This window comes from Acinetobacter sp. TWP2-2-3 (assembly GCF_049896445.1).
Lineage (GTDB): Bacteria > Pseudomonadota > Gammaproteobacteria > Pseudomonadales > Moraxellaceae > Acinetobacter.
Map to the genome: position 1 here is coordinate 156,607 of NZ_JAFCUI010000004.1, position 20,236 is coordinate 176,842.

20 protein-coding genes are annotated in these 20,236 nt (G+C 43.6%); 11 read left to right on the forward strand and 9 right to left on the reverse strand.

Annotated features, from left to right (window positions below; genetic code table 11):
- Positions 1–95: 95 nt before the first annotated feature.
- The 4 genes from rpsP to rplS all read left to right on the forward strand — a co-directional run bounded on the left by rpsP (position 96) and on the right by rplS (position 2,255).
- Positions 96–353, forward strand: a complete 258-nt coding sequence (rpsP, locus tag ACP7AK_RS07745) for a 30S ribosomal protein S16 (protein WP_085064356.1) — start codon at positions 96–98, stop codon at positions 351–353.
- Between the two features lie 30 nt (positions 354–383).
- Positions 384–932, forward strand: a complete 549-nt coding sequence (rimM, locus tag ACP7AK_RS07750; protein ID WP_004281200.1) for a ribosome maturation factor RimM — start codon at positions 384–386, stop codon at positions 930–932.
- A 28-nt stretch (positions 933–960) separates the two neighbouring features.
- The gene (gene trmD / locus ACP7AK_RS07755) at positions 961–1,695 is read left to right on the forward strand and encodes a tRNA (guanosine(37)-N1)-methyltransferase TrmD (protein ID WP_425879418.1); all 735 of its coding nucleotides are present in this window, start codon (positions 961–963) and stop codon (positions 1,693–1,695) included.
- Between the two features lie 185 nt (positions 1,696–1,880).
- The gene (gene rplS, locus ACP7AK_RS07760; RefSeq protein ID WP_004281205.1) at positions 1,881–2,255 is read left to right on the forward strand and encodes a 50S ribosomal protein L19; all 375 of its coding nucleotides are present in this window, start codon (positions 1,881–1,883) and stop codon (positions 2,253–2,255) included.
- Positions 2,256–2,778: 523 nt separating this feature from the next.
- Here the strand turns inward: rplS and ACP7AK_RS07765 are convergent.
- From ACP7AK_RS07765 to ACP7AK_RS07785, 5 genes are all read right to left on the reverse strand, one after another.
- Positions 2,779–3,759: an esterase/lipase family protein gene (locus ACP7AK_RS07765; protein ID WP_425879420.1), complete on the reverse strand. Its 981-nt coding sequence runs from the start codon at positions 3,757–3,759 to the stop codon at positions 2,779–2,781.
- 69 nt (positions 3,760–3,828) lie between these two features.
- On the reverse strand, positions 3,829–4,797 hold the full coding sequence (locus tag ACP7AK_RS07770) for an esterase/lipase family protein (RefSeq protein ID WP_044109069.1): 969 nt from the start codon (positions 4,795–4,797) through the stop codon (positions 3,829–3,831).
- A gap of 134 nt (positions 4,798–4,931) precedes the next feature.
- Complete coding sequence (locus tag ACP7AK_RS07775; protein ID WP_425879423.1) at positions 4,932–5,903, reverse strand: esterase/lipase family protein; 972 nt, start codon at positions 5,901–5,903, stop codon at positions 4,932–4,934.
- Between the two features lie 83 nt (positions 5,904–5,986).
- Positions 5,987–6,997: an esterase/lipase family protein gene (locus ACP7AK_RS07780; RefSeq protein WP_425879425.1), complete on the reverse strand. Its 1,011-nt coding sequence runs from the start codon at positions 6,995–6,997 to the stop codon at positions 5,987–5,989.
- 390 nt (positions 6,998–7,387) lie between these two features.
- Complete coding sequence (locus tag ACP7AK_RS07785) at positions 7,388–8,416, reverse strand: lipase secretion chaperone (RefSeq protein WP_425879427.1); 1,029 nt, start codon at positions 8,414–8,416, stop codon at positions 7,388–7,390.
- A gap of 202 nt (positions 8,417–8,618) precedes the next feature.
- On the opposite strand from ACP7AK_RS07785, the gene truB reads away from it, so the two are divergent.
- The 3 genes from truB (at position 8,619) to ACP7AK_RS07800 (ending at position 10,904) form a co-directional block, all read left to right on the forward strand.
- A complete protein-coding gene (gene truB, locus ACP7AK_RS07790) occupies positions 8,619–9,524 on the forward strand; it encodes a tRNA pseudouridine(55) synthase TruB (RefSeq protein ID WP_219307445.1) in 906 nt (301 codons plus the stop codon).
- Positions 9,525–9,536: 12 nt separating this feature from the next.
- Positions 9,537–10,319, forward strand: a complete 783-nt coding sequence (locus tag ACP7AK_RS07795) for a sulfite exporter TauE/SafE family protein (protein ID WP_005108546.1) — start codon at positions 9,537–9,539, stop codon at positions 10,317–10,319.
- Between the two features lie 117 nt (positions 10,320–10,436).
- Positions 10,437–10,904, forward strand: a complete 468-nt coding sequence (locus ACP7AK_RS07800) for a hemerythrin domain-containing protein (protein ID WP_425879430.1) — start codon at positions 10,437–10,439, stop codon at positions 10,902–10,904.
- A 410-nt stretch (positions 10,905–11,314) separates the two neighbouring features.
- Here the strand turns inward: ACP7AK_RS07800 and ACP7AK_RS07805 are convergent, their stop codons facing one another.
- Complete coding sequence (locus ACP7AK_RS07805) at positions 11,315–12,193, reverse strand: EamA family transporter (RefSeq protein ID WP_425879432.1); 879 nt, start codon at positions 12,191–12,193, stop codon at positions 11,315–11,317.
- 364 nt (positions 12,194–12,557) lie between these two features.
- Between ACP7AK_RS07805 and ACP7AK_RS07810 the strand changes: the two genes are divergently transcribed.
- Positions 12,558–13,691 carry a hypothetical protein gene (locus ACP7AK_RS07810; RefSeq protein ID WP_425879434.1) on the forward strand — a complete coding sequence of 378 codons (1,134 nt, stop codon included), beginning with the start codon at positions 12,558–12,560 and terminating at the stop codon, positions 13,689–13,691.
- 53 nt (positions 13,692–13,744) lie between these two features.
- On the opposite strand, the gene ACP7AK_RS07815 is transcribed toward ACP7AK_RS07810, so the two are convergent.
- Both ACP7AK_RS07815 and serA read right to left on the reverse strand, forming a co-directional pair.
- Complete coding sequence (locus tag ACP7AK_RS07815) at positions 13,745–14,611, reverse strand: EamA family transporter (protein WP_425879436.1); 867 nt, start codon at positions 14,609–14,611, stop codon at positions 13,745–13,747.
- 124 nt (positions 14,612–14,735) lie between these two features.
- Positions 14,736–15,968 carry a phosphoglycerate dehydrogenase gene (gene serA, locus ACP7AK_RS07820; RefSeq protein ID WP_005108551.1) on the reverse strand — a complete coding sequence of 411 codons (1,233 nt, stop codon included), beginning with the start codon at positions 15,966–15,968 and terminating at the stop codon, positions 14,736–14,738.
- Positions 15,969–16,322: 354 nt separating this feature from the next.
- Between serA and ACP7AK_RS07825 the strand changes: the two genes are divergently transcribed.
- From ACP7AK_RS07825 to ACP7AK_RS07835, 3 genes are all read left to right on the forward strand, one after another.
- Positions 16,323–17,732: an FAD-binding oxidoreductase gene (locus ACP7AK_RS07825; protein WP_425879438.1), complete on the forward strand. Its 1,410-nt coding sequence runs from the start codon at positions 16,323–16,325 to the stop codon at positions 17,730–17,732.
- A 141-nt stretch (positions 17,733–17,873) separates the two neighbouring features.
- Positions 17,874–18,251 carry a hypothetical protein gene (locus tag ACP7AK_RS07830; RefSeq protein ID WP_004281576.1) on the forward strand — a complete coding sequence of 126 codons (378 nt, stop codon included), beginning with the start codon at positions 17,874–17,876 and terminating at the stop codon, positions 18,249–18,251.
- 192 nt (positions 18,252–18,443) lie between these two features.
- Entirely contained in the window at positions 18,444–19,673 is a 1,230-nt protein-coding gene (locus ACP7AK_RS07835; protein WP_004281575.1) for an MFS transporter, read from the forward strand.
- Positions 19,674–19,852: 179 nt separating this feature from the next.
- Here the strand turns inward: ACP7AK_RS07835 and ACP7AK_RS07840 are convergent, their stop codons facing one another.
- Complete coding sequence (locus tag ACP7AK_RS07840) at positions 19,853–20,149, reverse strand: DUF3817 domain-containing protein (protein WP_004645001.1); 297 nt, start codon at positions 20,147–20,149, stop codon at positions 19,853–19,855.
- Positions 20,150–20,236: the final 87 nt, after the last annotated feature.

Here is a 20,236-nt window from a genome sequence, read left to right on the forward strand (position 1 = left end):
CAAAGTTCAAGTAAAATACTGCCCTCTATGAAAGGGGTTTGAGCTGTATCGATGGTCGGTACAAGGATAATCCGTAAAAACTATAAGGTTCTATCATGGTTGTTATTCGTCTTGCACGCGGTGGTGCTAAAAAACGTCCGTTCTATCAAATCATTGTGACTGATAGCCGTAATGCACGTGACGGTCGTTTCATCGAACGTATCGGTTTCTTCAACCCTACAGCTCAAGGTAAAGCAGAGAAACTTCGTTTAGATGCTGAACGTTTTGCTCACTGGGTTTCTCAAGGTGCTCAACCTTCTGATCGTGTTGCTTCTTTAGCTGCTCAAGCTAAAAAAGCTGCAGTTGCTGCATAATTTTTCTATAAATTAGGTAGTAGCTTGCCCATGACACCAACACAGAATGTTCCCGAAGATCGTATTCAGATTGGACAGTTGCGTTCAGCATATGGATTAAATGGGTGGCTCTGGGTCTATTCCAATACAGAACCTATGAGCAACATATTTGACTATCTGCCTTGGTACATTGAGACCAAAGCAGGTTGGCAAATTGTCGATGTAAAACGTTGGAAACCACATGGTAAAGGACTGGTTGTTTCGCTGAAAGGTGTGAGTGATCGCACTGGCGCAGACGAACTGGTTGGCTCCAATGTCTGGATCTCTAAATCGCAACTGCCTCAAGCAGGCGTAGATGAGTACTATTGGTCTGATTTAAAAGGTCTAACTGTGTTAGGTCTGGACGATGAAGAGCAAGAAGTCAATCTCGGTCAAATTTTTGAGCTGTTTGAGACAGGTGCTAACGATGTGATGGTGGTTCGCGCAACTGCCGACAGCATCGATGGCGAAGAGCGAATGATCCCATGGCATAAAGATGTGGTGCAACGCGTTGATCTTGAAGCTGGTCGTATCTACGTCAATTGGGGCGTAGACTACTAAGAATTTTTCGGAAATACGGGAGTCTGCGATGTTTTTTGCAGTCATTACGCTTTTTCCTGAAATGTTTGAAGCGATTACAGCCTATGGGATTAGCGGGCGCGCAGCAAAACGTGAGTTGATGCAAATTCATTGTATCAATCCTCGCGATTATGCGACGGGCAACTATAAACGGGTGGATGAACGTCCATTCGGTGGTGGTCCGGGTATGGTGATGATGGCTGAGCCTCTGGCAAAAGCAATCCAGCATGCCAAAGAGCTTGCAACGCAAGCGGGTGCAGTTCAGGTTCCTGTGGTGTATATGTCACCGCAAGGAAAGACCTTAAGCGAAACTGCGGTACAGGATTTTGTCAAATATGATGGAATCATTGTACTGTGCGGACGTTATGAAGGCGTCGATGAACGTTTGATCCAGCAATATGTTGATCAGGAATGGTCAATTGGAGATTACGTCTTGTCGGGTGGTGAACTGCCTGCGATGGTTTTATTGGACAGTATTATCCGGAGAATTCCGGGTGCCATGTCTGATGAACAGTCACACGTGCAAGACTCATTTGTGGATGGTCTTCTAGACTGCCCACAATATACCAAGCCAGATCATTTTGAAGGTTTGGATGTGCCTGAGGTGTTAAAGTCCGGGCATCATGCCAATATTGAAAAATGGCGGTTTTTGCAGCGATATCAGCGTACACTTGAACGCCGCCCAGAGTTGGTGGAAAAAGTCGAACTGACCAAGCAGCAGAAAAAATGGCTAAAAGATTTGTAAGATATTAATGAGTAATCATTTCTATCTTCAAGCAAGTACTTAAAATCATTTAAGTATTCTTTAATAGGCTCTTTATGGTTGAGATGGTCAACCATAAAGGGAAAGATAATCGGGTCTATGCGCTTTAGCCTCTATACCCAGCGATGATCAGACCTCTTCTGACTCGCATATATTGGAGATACCCCATGAGCGGTAAGCATCCTTTAGTTCAAGTAATTGAAAACGCACAATTGAAACAAAACATCCCTGCTTTTGCACCAGGTGATACAGTTATTGTTCAAGTTAAAGTAAAAGAAGGCGACCGTGAGCGTTTACAGGCGTTCGAAGGCGTTGTAATTGCTAAGAAAAACCGTGGTTTGAACTCTGCGTTCACAGTACGTAAAATTTCTAGCGGTGTTGGCGTTGAGCGTGTATTCCAAACTCACTCTCCAATCGTTGCTGGTATCGAAGTGAAACGTCGTGGTGACGTTCGTCGTGCTAAACTTTACTACCTACGTGAATTGTCTGGTAAAGCTGCACGTATTCGTGAAAAATTACCAGCTCGTAAAACTAAAGCTTAATTTTAAGTTTTATACGAGTGAAAAAATGCGCCTTTGGGCGCATTTTTTATGCCTAATTTTTATGTAGATTTATTCGAAATGTTCCTGCAAAGGCAAGATCATAGCATCTAAAATATCCAAGAAAATTTTATGAATAAACATCAGGAATAATACAAAATATCCCCAAGACTGGACTCCTGCATTAAAAAGTTGAATGCAAATAAAACATTGTGTGATAACCAGTAAAATACTGATCCATACATTTGCGATAATATGTCGATGACAAGAGGGGCAATAATAAGGCTCATATTTTTTAAATTGAAAAGGATTAATGACTTTTCGTTTGCAGCAGGGGCAGGTTCTTTTAAATTTGTTTTTGATTTCTATAGAACGTATCTGCATTTATTTTATTTCACACTTATTTTTTTATATTTGATGAATATTTTATATGCAGTTTGATCATGATTAACAAGTAAATTTTAAGAAAAAAATTAGCGAAAAATAAGATAGAAAAGCCTCTGGATGAATAGAGGCTTGGGTGGTTTTATAAACCTTGCAGTTTTAAACGGTTGGCATGCTGACGATAGGCAGCAACTGGATCAGGCGCAAAGGTACCTTTAATGCCAAACAACAAGTTGATTTCATCCAGATGATTCCACGGGTAATCATCACGAATCGTTTTACCAAATTTGGCACTACATACCGACACAATTCCATCATTTGCGCCAGCCTTGCTCGCAGAAAGTAGATCCAAGGCTTTCATGGCGGCATCGCTGACATCTAGGGGATTGGTCACGGGTTGATTGCCCGTCATTGAATACAGCGCAATGTCTTGGTCTTTATATTTTCCCTCACCACATGGACTCAGCGAAAGCCCGAGTTTAAAGCGTTGGTTAAATTCGGCTGTGCCTTCAATCGACGTGCTGTGTCCTGCTGCAAGGGCATTGTGCGGGAAAGCTTGACCGTCTAAGCCTTGTGCCCACATGATGACGTTACCAAAACTGCTGATCAGGGTATTGAGCAGTTCAGATGTTCCGGTCTGATTGGCAAGTCGCATAACATCAGAGGCGACAATCGTCCCTTGATTGGCGCCGCCCACAGTCATCACTGAGGCTACATGTTGCGGCATCACCCCGGCTGCATAACGCACGCTATGCGTATCATGACTATGACCAATTAAATTCAGTTTTTTGGCGCCGGTGATTGCCATGACTTCTTTCAGTTGCTCCACATATTGTTCACCTCTGATTTCGCTGGAATTGAAAGGTGAGATGCGGGTGGCAAAGGCAGTTGAACCGTTACGGGCTAAATCTGGCAAAATTTGATACCAATAATCCATGCCTAAGGCATCAAAACCAATTCGATTAAAGCCGACCATGCCATGTGCAAATACAATCGGGTATTGTGTTTTTGCATAATTGGACACGACAAATCTGGATTCTGCTTGCTGCAAATTGGAAGCCTGCACATATTGGCCCGCAAATAACACGCAGCATAAGGTTATAAAATGCGTTCTAATTTTCATAAAGTTCCATTTTGGCGGTTTAAAAATTAGAAAATCCCTGTGCATTGGGATGACAGGGATGAGATTGAATTACAGGCCTTGCAATTTGAGCCGGTTGGCATGCTGGCGATAAACATCGACTGGGTCTGGAGCAAAGATATTTTTTAATCCGAGGAACTGGTTCACTTCATCCAGATGGTTCCAGTTGTAGTTATCCCGAATGGTTTTACCGAATTTGGCACTACAGCGGGAGACCAGACCATCATTTTCCTTGCCGCCATCAATGAGTAGAGCTGTAACTGTCAAGGCTGAATCAGGATCGAGCGGATTGGTGACTTGACCTATACCGGTAAATGAATAATGACGAATATCACCGTCTTTTTCCTTACCTTCACCGCAGGCGGTGGTTGGCATACCGAGCGGATATTTCTGGTTGAATTGAGCGGATCCTGCCAGGGTCAGGCTGCTACCACCGGCCAGAGAATCATGCGGGAAACTGTTCGGATCCAACCCTTGTGCCCAGGTGATGGCCTTAGACACCAGGTTGATACCACCGACTAAAGGCCCTTGTATCGGTGTACCTTCTGCTTGCAGGATCAGGTCTCCAACCGGGGAGCCCTTATGCGGAGCACCGACAGAAGTCAGGGAAGCGACTATTCCATTCCCTGCACCTGCGACATAACGAATGGTCGGGCCGCCATGGGAATGACCGATCAGATTGACTTTCTTTGCACCGGTAATGGCCAGAATTTCATTTACCTGCTCTAAAAGTTGCTCACCCCGAATTTCCGATGAGTTAAAAGGCGAGACACGTGTTGCCCAGACATTACCGCCATTACGCGCCAGATCCGGTAAAATCTGATACCAGTAATCCAGTCCAAACTGGTCAGTACCGATCCGGATGAAACCCGCCATACCATGTGCAAAGACAATCGGATATTGGGTCTTGGCATATTGTGAACTAGCTTTTGCTGTGACCTGACTGGCCTGGGTGGATGCCTGGGTGCTGAGACATGTACCCGCCAGCAGCAGGCCAGTGATTAATATTCCGAATTTCATTATATTTTCCTCACTTGTGTTGTTTTAACGGGATGATCCTCATCCGGTTCTTTAGAGTTCCCCGAGTTGACAGGAACTAGGTTTTCCAAAATTTGTTGATTAATCCATTAGATCTATTCATAAAGATGAGTGATTTATAAGCCTTGCAGCTTGAGCCGGTTGGCATGTTGGCGATAGAGTGCGATCGGATCCTGCGCGAAAGGGCCCAAAATACCAAAAAACTGGTTTACTTCATCAAAATGATTGTGGGCATAATCCTGACGAATGATTTGGCCATAACGTCCGCTACACAACGGCAGAGCACCATCATTGGCTTCTCCTTTCAAGAAACTGCTACCTAAAGTCACGACTGTAGACTCAATTACATCCAAGGAATTGGTTGCCTGCCGGTTGCCCATCCAGGAATAGTGGTAAATTCGATTTGGCGTGAGTTTGCTGCCCTGAGACTGACAGTCTTTGGGAATGGCAGAGGAGCCATATTTCATATTGAAAGCCTGAATCGCCTCTGGATTCATGGCTTCCAGTGCTTCGATCATACTGACCGGATACTGGTTAGCTGTAACCAGATTCATGCTATGTCCCAGAATTGTACCGATGGCATGGATAAAGGGTGCAAGGAGGAGTGTCTGGCTGGCATTGACAAAAACTGGTGTGCCTTGCATAGCGCCCGCAATAGCGGTTAAGGAGGCAGCTTTATGTGGCGCAACGCCCTCGATATATTGAATCGTTGGGCCACCTTGGCTATGCCCAATCAGATTGACTTTCTTCTGACCAGTTAATGCCAGTACTTCATCAATTTGCATCAAGAGCTGTTCACCGCGGAGTTCATTGGACGCAACAGCAGACAATTCGGCAGAAAATACCCGTGCACCATGCCGGCTCAGGTCTTGGGGAATCTGATACCAGTAATCCAGACCGATGCTCTCCGTTCCAATCCGGTTAAAACCCAGACCAAAACCATGAACAAAGACCATCGGATATTTTGTCTTGGCATAACTCGAGAGGACAAAATTGCTTTTATATTCCTGTAATGCCGAGGCTTGCACAGGGCCAGTCAAGATGGAAACCAGCAGTAAAAGGTTCAAGTGATAGATTATTTTTTTCATTGCAGCTTCCCGGTCACTGATAGATCAAATGAAAAGAACTAGAAAAAAGCCTATATTTCAGCTGAAATATAGGCACCCTGGCGTTATAAACCTTCTAATTTGAGTCGGTTGGCATGCTGGCGATAGAGGGCGATCGGATCGGGTGCAAACACGCCTTTCAGACCAAACATCATATTGGCCAGGTCCGTATGATTGAGTTTGTACTGGTCATGAATCACCTTGCCCATGAACGCACTACAACGTGAAACCATGCCATCATTGTCTTTACTGCCATAAGATAAAGGGCCGAGCTGCATCAGGATCGTATCAATATCCAGGGCATTGGTGGCTTGGGCCACACCCGTCCATGAATAATAATGAATACCTTTACTGTCTTTCTGTTTTAAATTTTTATTGCAGTTTTCTGTGGACGCCAACACGCCATCTTTGACTACCTGTTGTGCCACTGTGGCATTAAAAGTATTTGAGCCGGTCTGGGTCAGGGATTTCATGGAAGCATCAAAATCAATTTCCAGTTCAGGCTTAAACTGACCCAGTGCAATCAATGGACCAATAATATAATCACCTAAAATGTTAAAGGCGGTACGCGTCAGGCTATTGTTCTGAATATCATCTGCCACTTTGGAGCCATGGTAGGTTCCTGCAACGCCAGTAATAGAGGCGATATACTGCGGCTGGGTCGCTGCAACATACAGCACTGTTGGTCCGCCATGAGAGTGACCAATCAAATTCAGTTTTTTCTTGCCGGTAATTGCCACAACCTCTTCAACCTGATGAACTAGTTGTTCACCGCGATGCGCCGTTGTATTTGCTGGAGACAATTGTGCCGCAAAGACGGTTGAGCCATTACGTGCCATATCTGGCAGAATCTGATACCAGTAATCCAGCCCGATACTATCGGTGCCAATGCGTGACCAGCCTAGCCAGCCATGCACCATCAGGATGGGATATTTGGTCTTGGCATAGTCAGACCGGCTCTTTTCGATGACTTGTGTTGCACTCGCTGCAGCCTGAGTCTGTGCAGAAAAACTGAATCCCAGAGTAGTCGCTAAAGCCACAGTCAGTAACTGGGCTGTCTTGCTGAAAGTATGCATAGCTGTCCCTTTTTTAATTCTATCTTTATTCAAGTAATCATTGCTTTTTGTAGAGTGTCGCAAGCCACAAATCAGACGATGAAAATACAGTTTCGGCCTTCAGTGGCTAAGCAAATTTTCTTTTAATGAAGCGGTATTTTTTCACTTCAGAGGTCTAAAACCATGTCATTTGGGGACATGCAGGACAGGAGGAATTTACATTGTAAGTATGTGTTTTATTTGCAGATGTATTTAAATAAAAAGTCTTTGAAATAATTGAAATTTATCTAAGTTATTTTGTGTAAATTCGAAATATTTAGAAACAAATATAAAAGATCATTTTGAGAAAAAATATAAAGTTATCAAAAGGGCATTTATAAAAAAGCCATCAACAGGTGATGGCTTTTAGGCTTAGTCAGCAAAGGGCAGCTTGGCTCCCTGATCATGAACCTGTTCAAAGGTTTCTACCCGCAGCTGTTCTTGCGGTGTATTAAAATGTTTGCTGCGAAGCTGGGCAATGGCTTGCTGTTTGGCGGTATCTGACATGCCGGACTGGGTAATCTGATCCCGTTCATCTAAATAGCCCGTCACCCGGTTTTTCCAGTCGCTACGTTGTACATCCAGTTGTTCCAGACGTTGTGTCGCTTCAGCACCGACCAGATTCATCCGCATTTGCCGGATTTCATCACGGGAACCGCCACGAGCTTTAATATCTGCGGTAAGTTTGCGCAAATCTTCCAGTTTATTCAGTTGTTCCAGATTTTCCTGCCAGTCCTGCGGGAGCTGCTGAAACAGTGCTTTGAGCTTTTGCGCTTTTTCAGTCTCCGTTAAGCTTTTGTCTGCCAGTACGCTCATCCGGTCCAGGGTATATTCATGATAGGCGTCTTCTGTGCCAAACAAGCCCTCAATTTCATACTTGGAAAAGTATTGCTGGCGCAAATTCTGGGTACTGTTATAGATACTGCGATAATAGGCAGGATCTTCCTGATTTAGCCCGGCCGGTGCAGTGAGCTGGCCCAAGCCCTGACGGTACTGGAGATAACGATCCCATAAATCCAGAATTTGCGAGAGTGCAGGCTCTTTATGATTCTGGCGAATATAGGCTTTAAAATCCTGCTGGATCTGCTGCAGATTTTTTTCACCGAACTGGGTAATAAAATATTCAAAACAGTTGCGGGTCTGTTCATTCACAATCAGACGGTTGCTGGCGTCTAGCTGCATCTGACAATTAATTTCGGTATCTTGCTGGCTGGCACTGGGGAAAGCTGCATTGGCAGGGCCATTGACCAAGAGTGCGGTTTGTTCTGCCTGAGTTTCAGTTAAAGGCATTTTTGTCCCGGTATCCGCCTGGGTATTTTCTTTTGGAGACAGCCATAAGATCAATGTGAGAATACACAGCACCAGCAACGCCAGAATGATCCATATTTTATATTTCTGCATATCCTATGCACCTATTTTCTCGTTATTTCATTATTTTTAGATATTCAAGCTTTTAGATATTCAAGCTTTTAGATATTAAAGCTTTTAGATGTTCAAGCCGGCTCAATATGCCATAAAAATCATTAGAGACTATAGAAAAGTTGTAAATCATCTCGCAGGGTTTTACCATGGCGCCAATTTATAAAATGTCTGATTTTTTGCCATGAAAGCATCATCTCCTAAAATTCAGCGCCGTCATCTCAGTGGTGTCTTCCTGCTCAACAAGCCTTTGGGTATCAGCTCTAATGCCGCATTACAAAGAGTCCGCTGGTTGTACCGTGCACAAAAAGCCGGCCATACCGGTGCGCTGGATCCGCTGGCATCCGGTTTATTGCCCGTGTGTTTGGGGGAGGCGACCAAGTTTTCGCATTATTTATTAGATTCGGTCAAGCGTTATCAGACGACCGTATTTTTGGGGCATAGCACCACCACGGGTGATGTGGAAGGCGAGGTGCTCTTGGAAAAAGTGGTTCCTGAATTATCCGAGTCTTTGATTCAGGAAACACTGGCGCAATTTGTGGGTGATATCCAGCAAGTGCCGCCAATGTATTCTGCCTTGAAAAAAGAAGGCCGTCCTTTATACGAACTGGCGCGCAAAGGTATCGAGATTGAACGTGAAGCACGTCCGATTACCATTTTAGCGATTGAGCTTTTATCCTTTACGGAGAACAGTATCACGCTGGATATTACCTGTTCTAAAGGGACTTATATCCGGGTATTGGGTGAAGATATTGCCAAAGCACTGGGAACTTATGGCCATCTGACTTATCTGCACCGCATCAAAACCGGTCATTTTGATTTGATCCCGAGTTATACCATTGAATATCTGGAAAGCCTGAGCGAAGCAGAGCGTGATGCACTGTTGTTGCCGGCCTATGCACCGGTTGATCATTTTCCAAAAGTGCAGGTACCCGAAGGTCGCGCAGAATATTTTAGCCGCGGCATGGAAAGCAATATCGAACATGAAGCAGCTGAACAGGTGCTGGTTTTTGATGGCGAGAAATGTCTGGGGCTGGCAGAAATTACCGACAAAAAACGTCTGGTACCCAAACGCGTCCTGAACCTCTAATCGAGTCAAGATATGGAAATAGAGATCATCATCAGTCTGGTTGTCTTTGCATTTTTTGCAGGGGCGATTGATGCTGCCGTGGGTGGTGGTGGTCTGATCCAGATCCCGGCAATTATGGGGAGTTTACCGCATTTACAGCCTGCTACGGTCTTTGGCACCAATAAACTCGCTTCCATTTGTGGCACCGCTTCTGCGGCATTTTCCTATCTACGTCAGGTAAAACTGCCCTGGTTGCTCTTGGGCGTGATTGCACTATGCAGTTTTGTCAGTTCTTTTATTGGTGCAGCCAGCGTTACGCTAATTCCAGTCGAGATCCTTAAGCCTTTTGTACTGGTCATGTTGATCGTGATCGCAATCTATACCTTGATGAAAAAACAGTTTGGCCAGGTGCATACCGAACAAAAACTGAATCGGAAAATGTTGATTCTGGCCGCTTTGGGCAGTCTGGCGATAGGCTTTTATGATGGTATCTTTGGTCCGGGCACCGGTAGTTTCTTTATTTTCTTTTTTATTCGCTATTTGAGCGTCGACTTCCTGCATGCATCGGCCTTATCGAAAATTGCTAATTTCACCACCAACCTGGCCGCCTTAAGCTTTTTTATTCCCAGTGGCAATGTGCTGTTTATGGTCGGGGCAATGATGGCGATAGTCAATATTTGTGGTTCCTTGGTCGGGGTGCGTTTGGCATTTAAATATGGCAGTGGCTTTATCCGGGTTTTATTTTTGATTCTGGTCAGTCTGCTGATTTGCCGGATGGCATACCAGATGTTTTTTTTAGATCTAAATCCGATGTAAATCATTCTCGATATTAAAATTTCTTAACAAATCACTGTATAAACTGCGTCTAAACCTGTTCTGAAAATCTTCTAGAATCAATGATATGAAAAATAAAACAATCGGAGAAATATCGGAATGACGACTATTTTTGAAGCATTAAGAGAGAGTCATGAGATTCAGCGTGATCTTGCAGAAAAACTATTACAGACTTCCGGGGATACACCAGAACGCCGTGAGCTGTTCAAGCAACTGAAAAATGAATTATTTGCGCATGAAGCTGCGGAAGACCGTTATTTTTATATTCCCTTGATGATGACCGATTCGGGCCTGAATATTACCCGCCATGCCTTGGCCGAACATCATGAAATGGATGAAATGGTCGAGGAATTAACTGCAACTGAATTGAGTAATCCAGGCTGGATTGCCATGGCCAAAAAACTTTCCGAAAAGGTGCATCATCACTTAAAAGAAGAGGAACATGGTTTCTTCCAGCAGGCCGGTAAAATTCTGGATGAAAAGCAGAAGACCGCTTTAGCAGTGCAGTACAAGAATGAATATCAGCGTTATAAAGACATGAAAAAAGATATGCTGGTACAAAGCTAAACATCGAAAAGATGACATTTGATTAGTTACTTTTCCATAATTTATAACTCAAATTAGATGTTTGAGTTAATCGCTATGCATGTTGAGCTTCAGAAGCTTGTACAGCCTCATTTTCTTAAAAATTTAAATGCTTTTGTGTAGGCAATCTCCCTACTTTGGAAAGACCCAAAGTAGGCAAAAGTCTTTTGTTACCCATACACAACGTCCTGTCGTGATGGGTAACATGTGGCATCCTTGCCACACTCGCGTATCAAAAATCTCTTCCTTTCAGTTATGGCACATGGTTATGTTTCTATCTGGAGTGATCAGATTTTTTATCCATTCATTTCTTCTTTAGATTTATCTCAAAGGAAGAAAGTGAAAGAATTAATGCAAATATTTAGTCAGTTGTTTAGATTCCAATAAGGCTTTTAAGCATTCTTTTCTACCGATCCTTGACGGGCGGCACGTACAGTCACACCGACAGATGCCAGCATGATACAGATCAGTGCCACGGTCTGAAGAAGCGTAATTTTTTCGCCCAATAGTACAAAACCGGTCAGTGCAGCCAAAGCCGGAGACAGGCTGGATAGAGTGCCATAGCTGGTTTTATTCAAATGCTGAAGTGCCTTTAAATCCAGAGCATAAGGAATGGCTGTTGCCAGTACAGCAATAGTAATTGCCTTGCCCCAATGCTGGGTGTCTATCAAGGCAGGAGCATTGTTATACAGTCCGATCGGTAACAGGCATAAGGCTGAAATACTGATCGCAATAGTCAGTGCATGCATGCCGATATTCTGCTGAACCACGCGTTGCCCGAAGAAAATATACAGTGCCCAACATAACCCCGCACCTAAAGCACAGGCGGCGCCCACCAGGTCGAAATTACTACTATTGGCCTGTCCCCATGGCACCATCAGTGCGATGCCTAAAATGGCCATTAATACCCAAATATAGTCACTACGATGTTTGATCGAAAGCAGGGCCAGACCTAAAGGACCAATAAACTCCAGACCGACTGCAATTCCCTGCGGTAATCTTCCCAGAGACAGATAGAATAAAATATTCATGACCCCTAAAGCAGCGCTATAGCAGAGCAAATCCCGCCATTTCAAAAAAGGCAAACGGGAAATAATTTTCCAGGAACGAAACATTACCCCAACAATCATTGCTGCAAAGCACAGCCTTAAAATGGTCACAGTGACCGGATCCAGCACACTAAACAGCTGTTTGGCAAAAGATGCACTGATCTGGTAGGAGGTCATGGATAAGACCATGAACAATACGGCAAGGAGTTGGGCGTTTGGCATGGAAGCAGCTTCTACCCAGAGCGGGTGAAAATGAGAAATAGGGGGAAATGAAATTATAGCAAACTGGTTAATTTTTAATGAGTAGGGCAAGGAAATATTTTCCCGAGGTGAACTTAAATTTTGATTCAATCAAGTTAAGTTTTGGCCCGATCAAATATCTAAAGATTTTAAATTTAAAGTTAATCTTCTATGTAATTGCGGTTACAAATTAATCAATTTTTAAATTGATCTTGTTTTTATATTTATTAAAATATCTTAGACCTCGTGATTCGGGTTAGTTTTAAAATAACAATGAAAACATCTTAGATCCCGTGTTTCGGGACAGAATTAAAATAACAATATCAAATAATTAAGGTAGATAATAATGAAATTAAGAGTACTCTCTTGCGCCATTTTTAGCTGCATGCTGGCAGCATGTGGTGGTGGTTCCGACAGTTCTGATAATAATGAACCAGTCACTAGTCAACCTGCACCGACCAATCCTGGAACCCCGGGTGATGGAGCATCAGATACCATTTCTGAATTCTATAACTATCAATTCAACTTACCGAATATTGATGGATCAGAGATGGAATCGCAAAAACTTCTATTAGCTAGTCATAAAAATAAAATTACTGACGGCATATTATATGCGGATGATAACAGCGCTGTTGATACCGAATACGATCTTGAAGAAGATATGGTCTTCTCAACTTATGTCACAACAAAAGGGGTGTTCCCTGCAGATCGCACCCGTACAGCATTAGGTTATAAGCTGGAAAAAATATTAGAAAATACGACGACTCAATTTAAAAGTCGTCCTGTGACGATACCTGAGAACAATATCAGCAATCATCGACACATAGCGTGGTATGACCTGTCTGGTAAAGCATTAACTGAACGTACCAATATTGCTGTGGTGAAAATGTATGATGATCCCGCGACCAGAGTGTTCTTTAACAGTGATAATACGACAGCTGAGCGTAAATACTATAATGAGTTTGCAACCAATTTTGTCGATTTGCAGAAGGCCCGCAAATTCCCAAATGGCTCTAAATGTTTCCGTCTTCTGGCTGAACATCCTGAAGAAGAATATATTGAATTTGATCCGGAAGTAAAAACTGGCTTTAGCACACTTGCTGAATGGCAGGCACAGCAGTCTGTCCAAGAAATGGCAAAAACGATTCTAGATGACACGATGGCTAACTTGAAATATAAAAAGGCAGAATATAAAGATGCTGCTATGCAATATTACAAATATTTCGGTGCGATCGAATATCAAGGCGGAATTTATTCAGTTGATTTCTCGGAACATGGGGAACATATTGATCACGACGACTATATTGCTCAATCAAGACAGGCTGCCTTGGATGACTTGAATAAACAAGAAGGTGTAACTTCTTTAATGATCAAATGGACAGAATATATGTATGATCAGCTTGCCTCTGGATGTGATGGCTATAATGCGACAGCAGCGACTGTATTAAATACTGCGATTAAAGACGCAACACCACGTTAAAATTTGAAAATAAGTGATCTTAAATAAAGGCGCTCTAGCGCCTTTATTTTTATTCAAGATTTTTGTCTTTGGGTCGTCACCGTACAGCCTACCGAAGCACTGATAATCGTGGCCAATGCCAGCCACTGTGTCCACAACAAGGTTTCACCCAGAAAAAATAGGCCTGAGAGTGCGGCAATGGCGGGTTCCAAACTCATCAAGGTACCGAAACTCAGTGCGCTTAAATTACGCAGTGCGATCATTTCTAGAGTGAAAGGCAGTGCACTAGCCAGTACTGCCAAAGCCACAAAATACAACAAACTCATCGGTTCAAAAGTATGTGCCGGCATGCCTGCAAAGAGTGCGATCGGCATCAGTACCAGCATGCCGACAAACATGCCTAAGCAGACAGTATGATTGCCAGAAACGCCTGAAGGTCTTTGGCCGGCAACGATATATAAGGCCCAGCAGGCACCTGCACCCAAGGCGAATGCCATCCCAATCGGGTCAAGCGGCTGGGCAGCCTGATCAAAAGGGAACAGTAGAATTAGCCCTAGAATCGCCAGTCCGACCCAGACAAAGTCGAATTTCTGACGTGCATAAAACAGGGCAACACTTAAGGGGCCAATAAATTCAAAAGAGACGGCAATCCCCAGCGGCAGGCGATTAATCGACAGGTAAAACAGTAGATTCATGCCAGCCAGGGCAAGGCCATAACTGATAATGGCCGGCCACTTGATCTGTCTGAAATGGATTTTCCAAATTTTAAAAATCAGTGCCAAAATCATAGCGCCTAACAGCAGACGCATTGCGGAAACAGTCAGAATGGGAAATTGACCGAACAGATATTTGGCAAAGGAGCCACTGCTTTGCATACTGATCATGGCGATCAACAGAATCAGCGGCGCTTGCACCATCGGTGCGATTTTAAAATTCAGCATGACTAAATAGGTTTCGATTGCTCGAATAGCGGAAGAGCAGCATAAGCTGAAAAAGGTTTAAAAATACAAACCTTAAAAATAAAAAACCACAGCCCGAGAGCTGTGGTTTTTTTATAATATTGAATTAGAACAATACGCGTGCGCGGATTGTACCTTCAACATTCGAAAGCATATCAAGTGCTTCATGAGATGCAGCAGCATCGACATCCATCACCAGGTAACCGACATCGCCTTTAGTCATCAGTGACTGGCCAGAGATGTTGATGCCTTGTTCAGCAAACAGGTTGTTGATTTTAGACAACACGCCCGGAATATTTTGGTGGATGTGCAGTAAACGGTGTTTGCCTTCAGTCAACGGCAATGCGATTTCTGGGAAGTTCACTGCAGAAAGCGTCATACCCTTGTCAGAATAAGCCACGAATTTCTCAGCTACTTCCAGACCGATGTTCGCTTGCGCTTCCATCGTAGAACCGCCTACGTGTGGAGTCAGAATTACGTTTGGCAGGTTACGCAGTGGAGAAACAAATTCTTCACCGTTTGCTTTAGGCTCTTTCGGGAATACATCTACCGCAGCACCAGCAATGTGACCAGATTTGATCGCATCTGCCAGGTCTTCGATCACGACACAGGTACCACGTGCCGCGTTGATGAAGATTGAACCTTCTTTCATTTGCGCGAACTGATCTTTGGTCATGAAGTTACGTGTAGACGGAACATCAGGAACGTGTAGAGAAACCACATCGGCATTTGCCAAAAGTTCGCCCAAGCTACCGACTTGACGTGCATTACCTAAAGGCAATTTAGTCACTGTATCGAAATAGATCACTTTCATACCCATGCTTTCAGCAAGTACAGAAAGTTGTGAACCAATTGAACCGTAACCTACGATACCTAAAGTTTTACCACGTGTTTCGAACGAACCAACTGCAGATTTGTTCCAGCCGCCTGTGTGTGTATCTGCTGATTTTTCAGGTACACGGCGAAGGAGAAGAATTGCTTCAGCAAGTACAAGTTCAGCGACTGAACGCGTATTTGAGTAAGGTGCGTTAAAGACTGGAATACCGCGACGCATTGCAGCGTCCAGGTTCACCTGGTTGGTACCAATACAGAAACAACCGACAGCAATCAGTTTGTTCGCAGCTTCAAAGACTTCTTCAGTCAATTGAGTACGGGAACGAATACCGATGAAGTGAGCATCTTTAATCGCTTCTTTCAACGCTTCACCCTCAAGCGCAGTCTTACGATAATCGATGTTGGTATATCCAGCAGCATTTAGAGTGTCGATGGCATTCTGGTGAACGCCTTCTAACAACAAGAAACGGATTTTATCTTTAGGTAGAGATAGATGTTGGCTCATTACGGCTCCGCTACAAAGGCCAAATTTAGTCGCGGTATAATAGCACAGGAAAAGCGCACTTATACATTTCCTTAATGACGCTCACATCAGCTATTCTGGCAAGATATATTGATAATAATGATCATGGTGTTTGATTTAAATCTGCATTTTCAAAGGTATATTATCAAAATTGTCATTTTTCGCGGGAAACACCAAAAAATAGCTTATAATATTGCGCCATGCTTTTAAAGCAGCGTGATCCGGTGCTTTAATAACCATGTTTCGCCTGATTTGTATCCATGTTTTTATGCATAAAAAATGTGCAAATGAACCAGCGAAGTCTCTCTTGTTTAAATCATGCTAGGTCTGCAAACGATGAATGCTCCAGTCGCTTTAACCCCTGAGTTATTGACCCAATTGACTGCAATTGTGGGTGAAAACCGTATTAAAACCGATACGGACAGCCTCCAGAATTGGGGTCGCGATCATACGAAGCACTTTGATCCAAACCCGTCAGTCGTCGTTTTTCCGTCGTCAACTGAGCAAGTTCAAGACATCGTAAAATTGGCAAACCAATTTAATGTTGCAGTGACTCCATCGGGTGGTCGTACCGGTCTTTCTGCAGGTGCAGTCGCAGCCAATGGCGAGATCGTGGTCAGCATGGACAAGATGAACCAGATTCTGGAGTTTTTCCCGGCAGATCGTATGGTGCGCGTACAGGCAGGTGTGGTGACTGAACAGTTACAGAACTATGCTGAAGAGCAGGGCATGTATTACCCAGTTGACTTTGCTTCGGCAGGTTCATCGCAAATTGGCGGTAACATCGGCACCAATGCTGGCGGCATCAAAGTGATTAAATACGGCATGACCCGTAACTGGGTACTTGGCCTGACCGTTGTGACGGGTAAGGGCGATGTATTGCGTCTGAACAAGGGCATGATCAAGAATGCTACTGGTTATGCAATTCAGCATTTATTTATTGGTGGTGAAGGCACGCTGGGTCTGGTGACTGAAGCGGAAATCAAGCTTGAACGTCAACCGCAAGACCTGCAAGTAATGGTACTGGGTGTGCCTGACTTTGATGCGATCATGCCGTTATTGCATGCTTTCCAGGCGAAAATTGATTTAACCGCATTTGAGTTTTTTGGTGAACTCGCAATGCAAAAAGTCTTGGCCCATGGTCATGTGCAGCGTCCATTTGAAACTGAATGCCCATTCTATGTATTGCTTGAGTTTGAAGCGCCGTTTGAGCCGATTATGGACAAGGCGATGGAAATCTTCGAGCATTGCATGGAACAAGGTTGGGTACTGGACGGCGTAATGAGCCAAAGCCTGGATCAGGTAGAAAGCTTATGGCGTTTGCGTGAAGACATTTCTGAATCTATCGCGCCGTTTATTCCATATAAAAATGACATCTCAGTTCTAATTACGCATGTTCCAGCGTTCATTAAAGAAATTGATGCAATTGTATCGACGAATTACCCAGACTTTGAAATCTGCTGGTTTGGTCATATTGGTGACGGTAATTTGCACTTAAACATCTTAAAACCTGCGGATTTGTCTAAAGATGAATTCTTTGCCAAATGTCAGGTCGTGAACAAGTATGTTTTTGATACTGTGAAAAAATATGACGGTTCAATTTCTGCGGAACATGGTGTGGGCATGACCAAGAAGCCATATCTTGAATATTCGCGTTCGGCGGAAGAAATTGAATATATGAAAGCCCTGAAAAAAGTGTTTGATCCAAAGGGCATCATGAACCCGGGTAAACTCTTCGATCTTTAATCGGTCGGAATTGAAAAAAGCGCATCGAAAGGTGCGTTTTTTTATTGCTGTGTAAAGGCAGTTACAGAGTCTAAATGGTTTTGTACTAAGAAGTTCGGCATGATGGGTTGGAATAAGAATGACGATAAAGGGTTAAATAATATGTTCCGGATATTGGCAGTCGCAACTCTCGCTTTTGGTATATTGGGTTCAGGCTGTGCAACTGCTCAACAGGTCATTGCAAAGGTACAGTCATCTTCGGATACGCCTTTGGAACAGGTTTTACAATTAAGACCGGACTTGCGTAAGGAACTGGCAACAGTTGAGTTGCGCCAGTTCTTTGACAAGGTAGAGTCGCCCACGATTGGACAGGTCAAAGTCACTGAAACTGGGTTAATGGATGATTCGGTACGTTCAGTACAGACCATTTATTATTTTAAACGGGAAGATAACAGCTGGATGCTGGAAAATACCGAGAAGTTGTATCGTTGTGCACGAGGTTCAAATACCAAGACTTTCCAGAAAGCAGTCTGTCCATAATAGTGTTTGATCTTTAGACAGATTTTGGTTAAAAGCGTATCTAGAGGATGCGCTTTTTTATTTGGAAGATTATCTCTACGATCAGTTATATTTATTCAGAGCGTTTGAATATCTCATCTGCTAAAATTATTTCTTTCTATTTTAGACAAAGTTCAGTCTGTTAAAACGGGCAGACTGACAATAAAAACTCCCATGCAAAATATCCACACCCAAAAACTGACCCGTGCCACACTTATGTTCCCGCTGGCACTGGTCCTGTTTGAATTCTCAGTCTATATATGTAATGACCTGATTCAACCGGCCATGCTGGCGATTACCCGTGATTTTGGTGTGAGTAGTTCGTGGGCGCCATCCTCCATGTCCTTTTTCCTGTTGGGTGGGGCATTTGTCGCAGCGATTCTGGGACCTTTGTCCGATCGTCTTGGACGTAAAATGGTACTGCTGGGTGGTGTGGCGTTTTTCACGATTAGCTGTCTGGCTATTTTATTAACACCCAATATCGAAAGTTTCTTATTCCTGCGCTTTTTACAGGGCTTTGGCCTGTCCTTTATTACCGCCGTTGGTTATGCCGCCATTCAGGAAAGCTTTGAAGAACGTGATGCCATCAAAGTCATGGCACTGATGGCCAATGTGTCTTTGCTGGCACCTTTGCTAGGACCAGTGCTGGGTGCCTTTATGATTGATCATATCTCTTGGCATTGGGGCTTTATCGGTATCGCATTTCTGTCATTTCTGAGCTGGTTCGGCCTGAAAGCCAAAATGCCAAACCTGAAAGTCAGTATTCCCAGACAGCCGGTCAGCTATATTCTGGATGACTTTAAACAGGTTTTAAAAAATAAACGCTTTGTGATCATGACTGTAGCCTTGCCTTTGGTGAGTCTGCCCTTGATGTTATGGATTGCCCTGTCACCCGTGATTCTGGTCGAGCAATTTGGATTCAGTAGCGTGCAATATGGTCTGGCGCAGTTTCCGGTCTTGGGCGGCCTGATTGCAGGTAATCTGATTCTGCTAAAAATTATCGATAAAATACCGCTGGGCAAAACCGTATTATTGGGTCTGCCACTGATGTTGCTGGGTACCGGTTTATTGATGATGGGCTTATTGATTCCAGAATATTTTATTCATTGTCTGATTATCGGCACCACTTGTATCAGTCTGGGTGAGGGTGTGAGTTTTTCGGTGCTGTATCGTTTTGCATTAATGTCTTCTGAAGTGTCCAAAGGCACGGTGGCTGCGACGGTTTCTATTATCCTGATGCTCAGCTTTTTTGTGGTGATTGAAGCAGTAAGGATGGCGTATGAAGCCTACGATATCTGGGCCTACTGTGCTGCCTCTTTGATTCTGATTGCACTCTGGTTTACTTTGCCGCGCATGCAGCTCAAACAGTTAATGCTGGAAAGACAGGAGCGTGGGGAGTTTTGATTCCTTATCGAGGGAACTTATAAATTATTGAAATCATATGTTCAGTATTGAATTTCCCTCTCCTTTTAGGAGAGGGCTAGGGTGAGGTTAAGTATTTAATAAGTTCCCTCTCTCTAACTCTCTCCCAAAGGGAGAGAAAATTTTCTTTTGACTGATCTAATTATATTAGGATTCTACAATTAAGCTTCAGCGGGCTGTTCCAGCTTCTTCAATTTCATATCAAACAGGAATGGACCGAAAGGCAGAATCGAAGCGATTAAACCCATCACAAACATGCTGAGAGACCATTTCTGTTTTTCACATACTGCGAATAACACCACCAGAAACAGCACAAACAGTACCCCATGACCCATGCCGACATATTTCACCAGAATCGGATTATCCATCATATATTTCACTGGCATCGCGATAAATAACAGCAGCAGGAATGAAATCCCTTCAAGCAAACCGACCAGACGCAAAGTTTTGATGTTCATAATACATATTGATTTAACCGAATTAGTTCTGAGTGTACCGAATATCACCTGAATATTGAATCTTAATAATAAAGATATATTCAATAT

Excerpts from the sequence above, each read along its gene's own strand:
- serA (WP_005108551.1), bottom strand. The coding sequence starts at position 15,968 with ATGAGCCAACATCTATCTCTACCTAAAGATAAAATCCGTTTCTTGTTG.
- ACP7AK_RS07815 (WP_425879436.1), bottom strand. The coding sequence starts at position 14,611 with ATGCTGAATTTTAAAATCGCACCGATGGTGCAAGCGCCGCTGATTCTG.
- rplS (WP_004281205.1), top strand. The coding sequence starts at position 1,881 with ATGAGCGGTAAGCATCCTTTAGTTCAAGTAATTGAAAACGCACAATTG.
- ACP7AK_RS07825 (WP_425879438.1), top strand. The coding sequence starts at position 16,323 with ATGAATGCTCCAGTCGCTTTAACCCCTGAGTTATTGACCCAATTGACT.
- ACP7AK_RS07830 (WP_004281576.1), top strand. The coding sequence starts at position 17,874 with ATGTTCCGGATATTGGCAGTCGCAACTCTCGCTTTTGGTATATTGGGT.
- truB (WP_219307445.1), top strand. The coding sequence starts at position 8,619 with ATGAAAGCATCATCTCCTAAAATTCAGCGCCGTCATCTCAGTGGTGTC.
- rpsP (WP_085064356.1), top strand. The coding sequence starts at position 96 with ATGGTTGTTATTCGTCTTGCACGCGGTGGTGCTAAAAAACGTCCGTTC.
- ACP7AK_RS07765 (WP_425879420.1), bottom strand. The coding sequence starts at position 3,759 with ATGAAAATTAGAACGCATTTTATAACCTTATGCTGCGTGTTATTTGCG.
- ACP7AK_RS07780 (WP_425879425.1), bottom strand. The coding sequence starts at position 6,997 with ATGCATACTTTCAGCAAGACAGCCCAGTTACTGACTGTGGCTTTAGCG.
- ACP7AK_RS07785 (WP_425879427.1), bottom strand. The coding sequence starts at position 8,416 with ATGCAGAAATATAAAATATGGATCATTCTGGCGTTGCTGGTGCTGTGT.
- ACP7AK_RS07805 (WP_425879432.1), bottom strand. The coding sequence starts at position 12,193 with ATGCCAAACGCCCAACTCCTTGCCGTATTGTTCATGGTCTTATCCATG.
- rimM (WP_004281200.1), top strand. The coding sequence starts at position 384 with ATGACACCAACACAGAATGTTCCCGAAGATCGTATTCAGATTGGACAG.
- ACP7AK_RS07840 (WP_004645001.1), bottom strand. The coding sequence starts at position 20,149 with ATGAACATCAAAACTTTGCGTCTGGTCGGTTTGCTTGAAGGGATTTCA.
- trmD (WP_425879418.1), top strand. The coding sequence starts at position 961 with ATGTTTTTTGCAGTCATTACGCTTTTTCCTGAAATGTTTGAAGCGATT.
- ACP7AK_RS07835 (WP_004281575.1), top strand. The coding sequence starts at position 18,444 with ATGCAAAATATCCACACCCAAAAACTGACCCGTGCCACACTTATGTTC.
- ACP7AK_RS07770 (WP_044109069.1), bottom strand. The coding sequence starts at position 4,797 with ATGAAATTCGGAATATTAATCACTGGCCTGCTGCTGGCGGGTACATGT.
- ACP7AK_RS07810 (WP_425879434.1), top strand. The coding sequence starts at position 12,558 with ATGAAATTAAGAGTACTCTCTTGCGCCATTTTTAGCTGCATGCTGGCA.
- ACP7AK_RS07775 (WP_425879423.1), bottom strand. The coding sequence starts at position 5,903 with ATGAAAAAAATAATCTATCACTTGAACCTTTTACTGCTGGTTTCCATC.
- ACP7AK_RS07800 (WP_425879430.1), top strand. The coding sequence starts at position 10,437 with ATGACGACTATTTTTGAAGCATTAAGAGAGAGTCATGAGATTCAGCGT.
- ACP7AK_RS07795 (WP_005108546.1), top strand. The coding sequence starts at position 9,537 with ATGGAAATAGAGATCATCATCAGTCTGGTTGTCTTTGCATTTTTTGCA.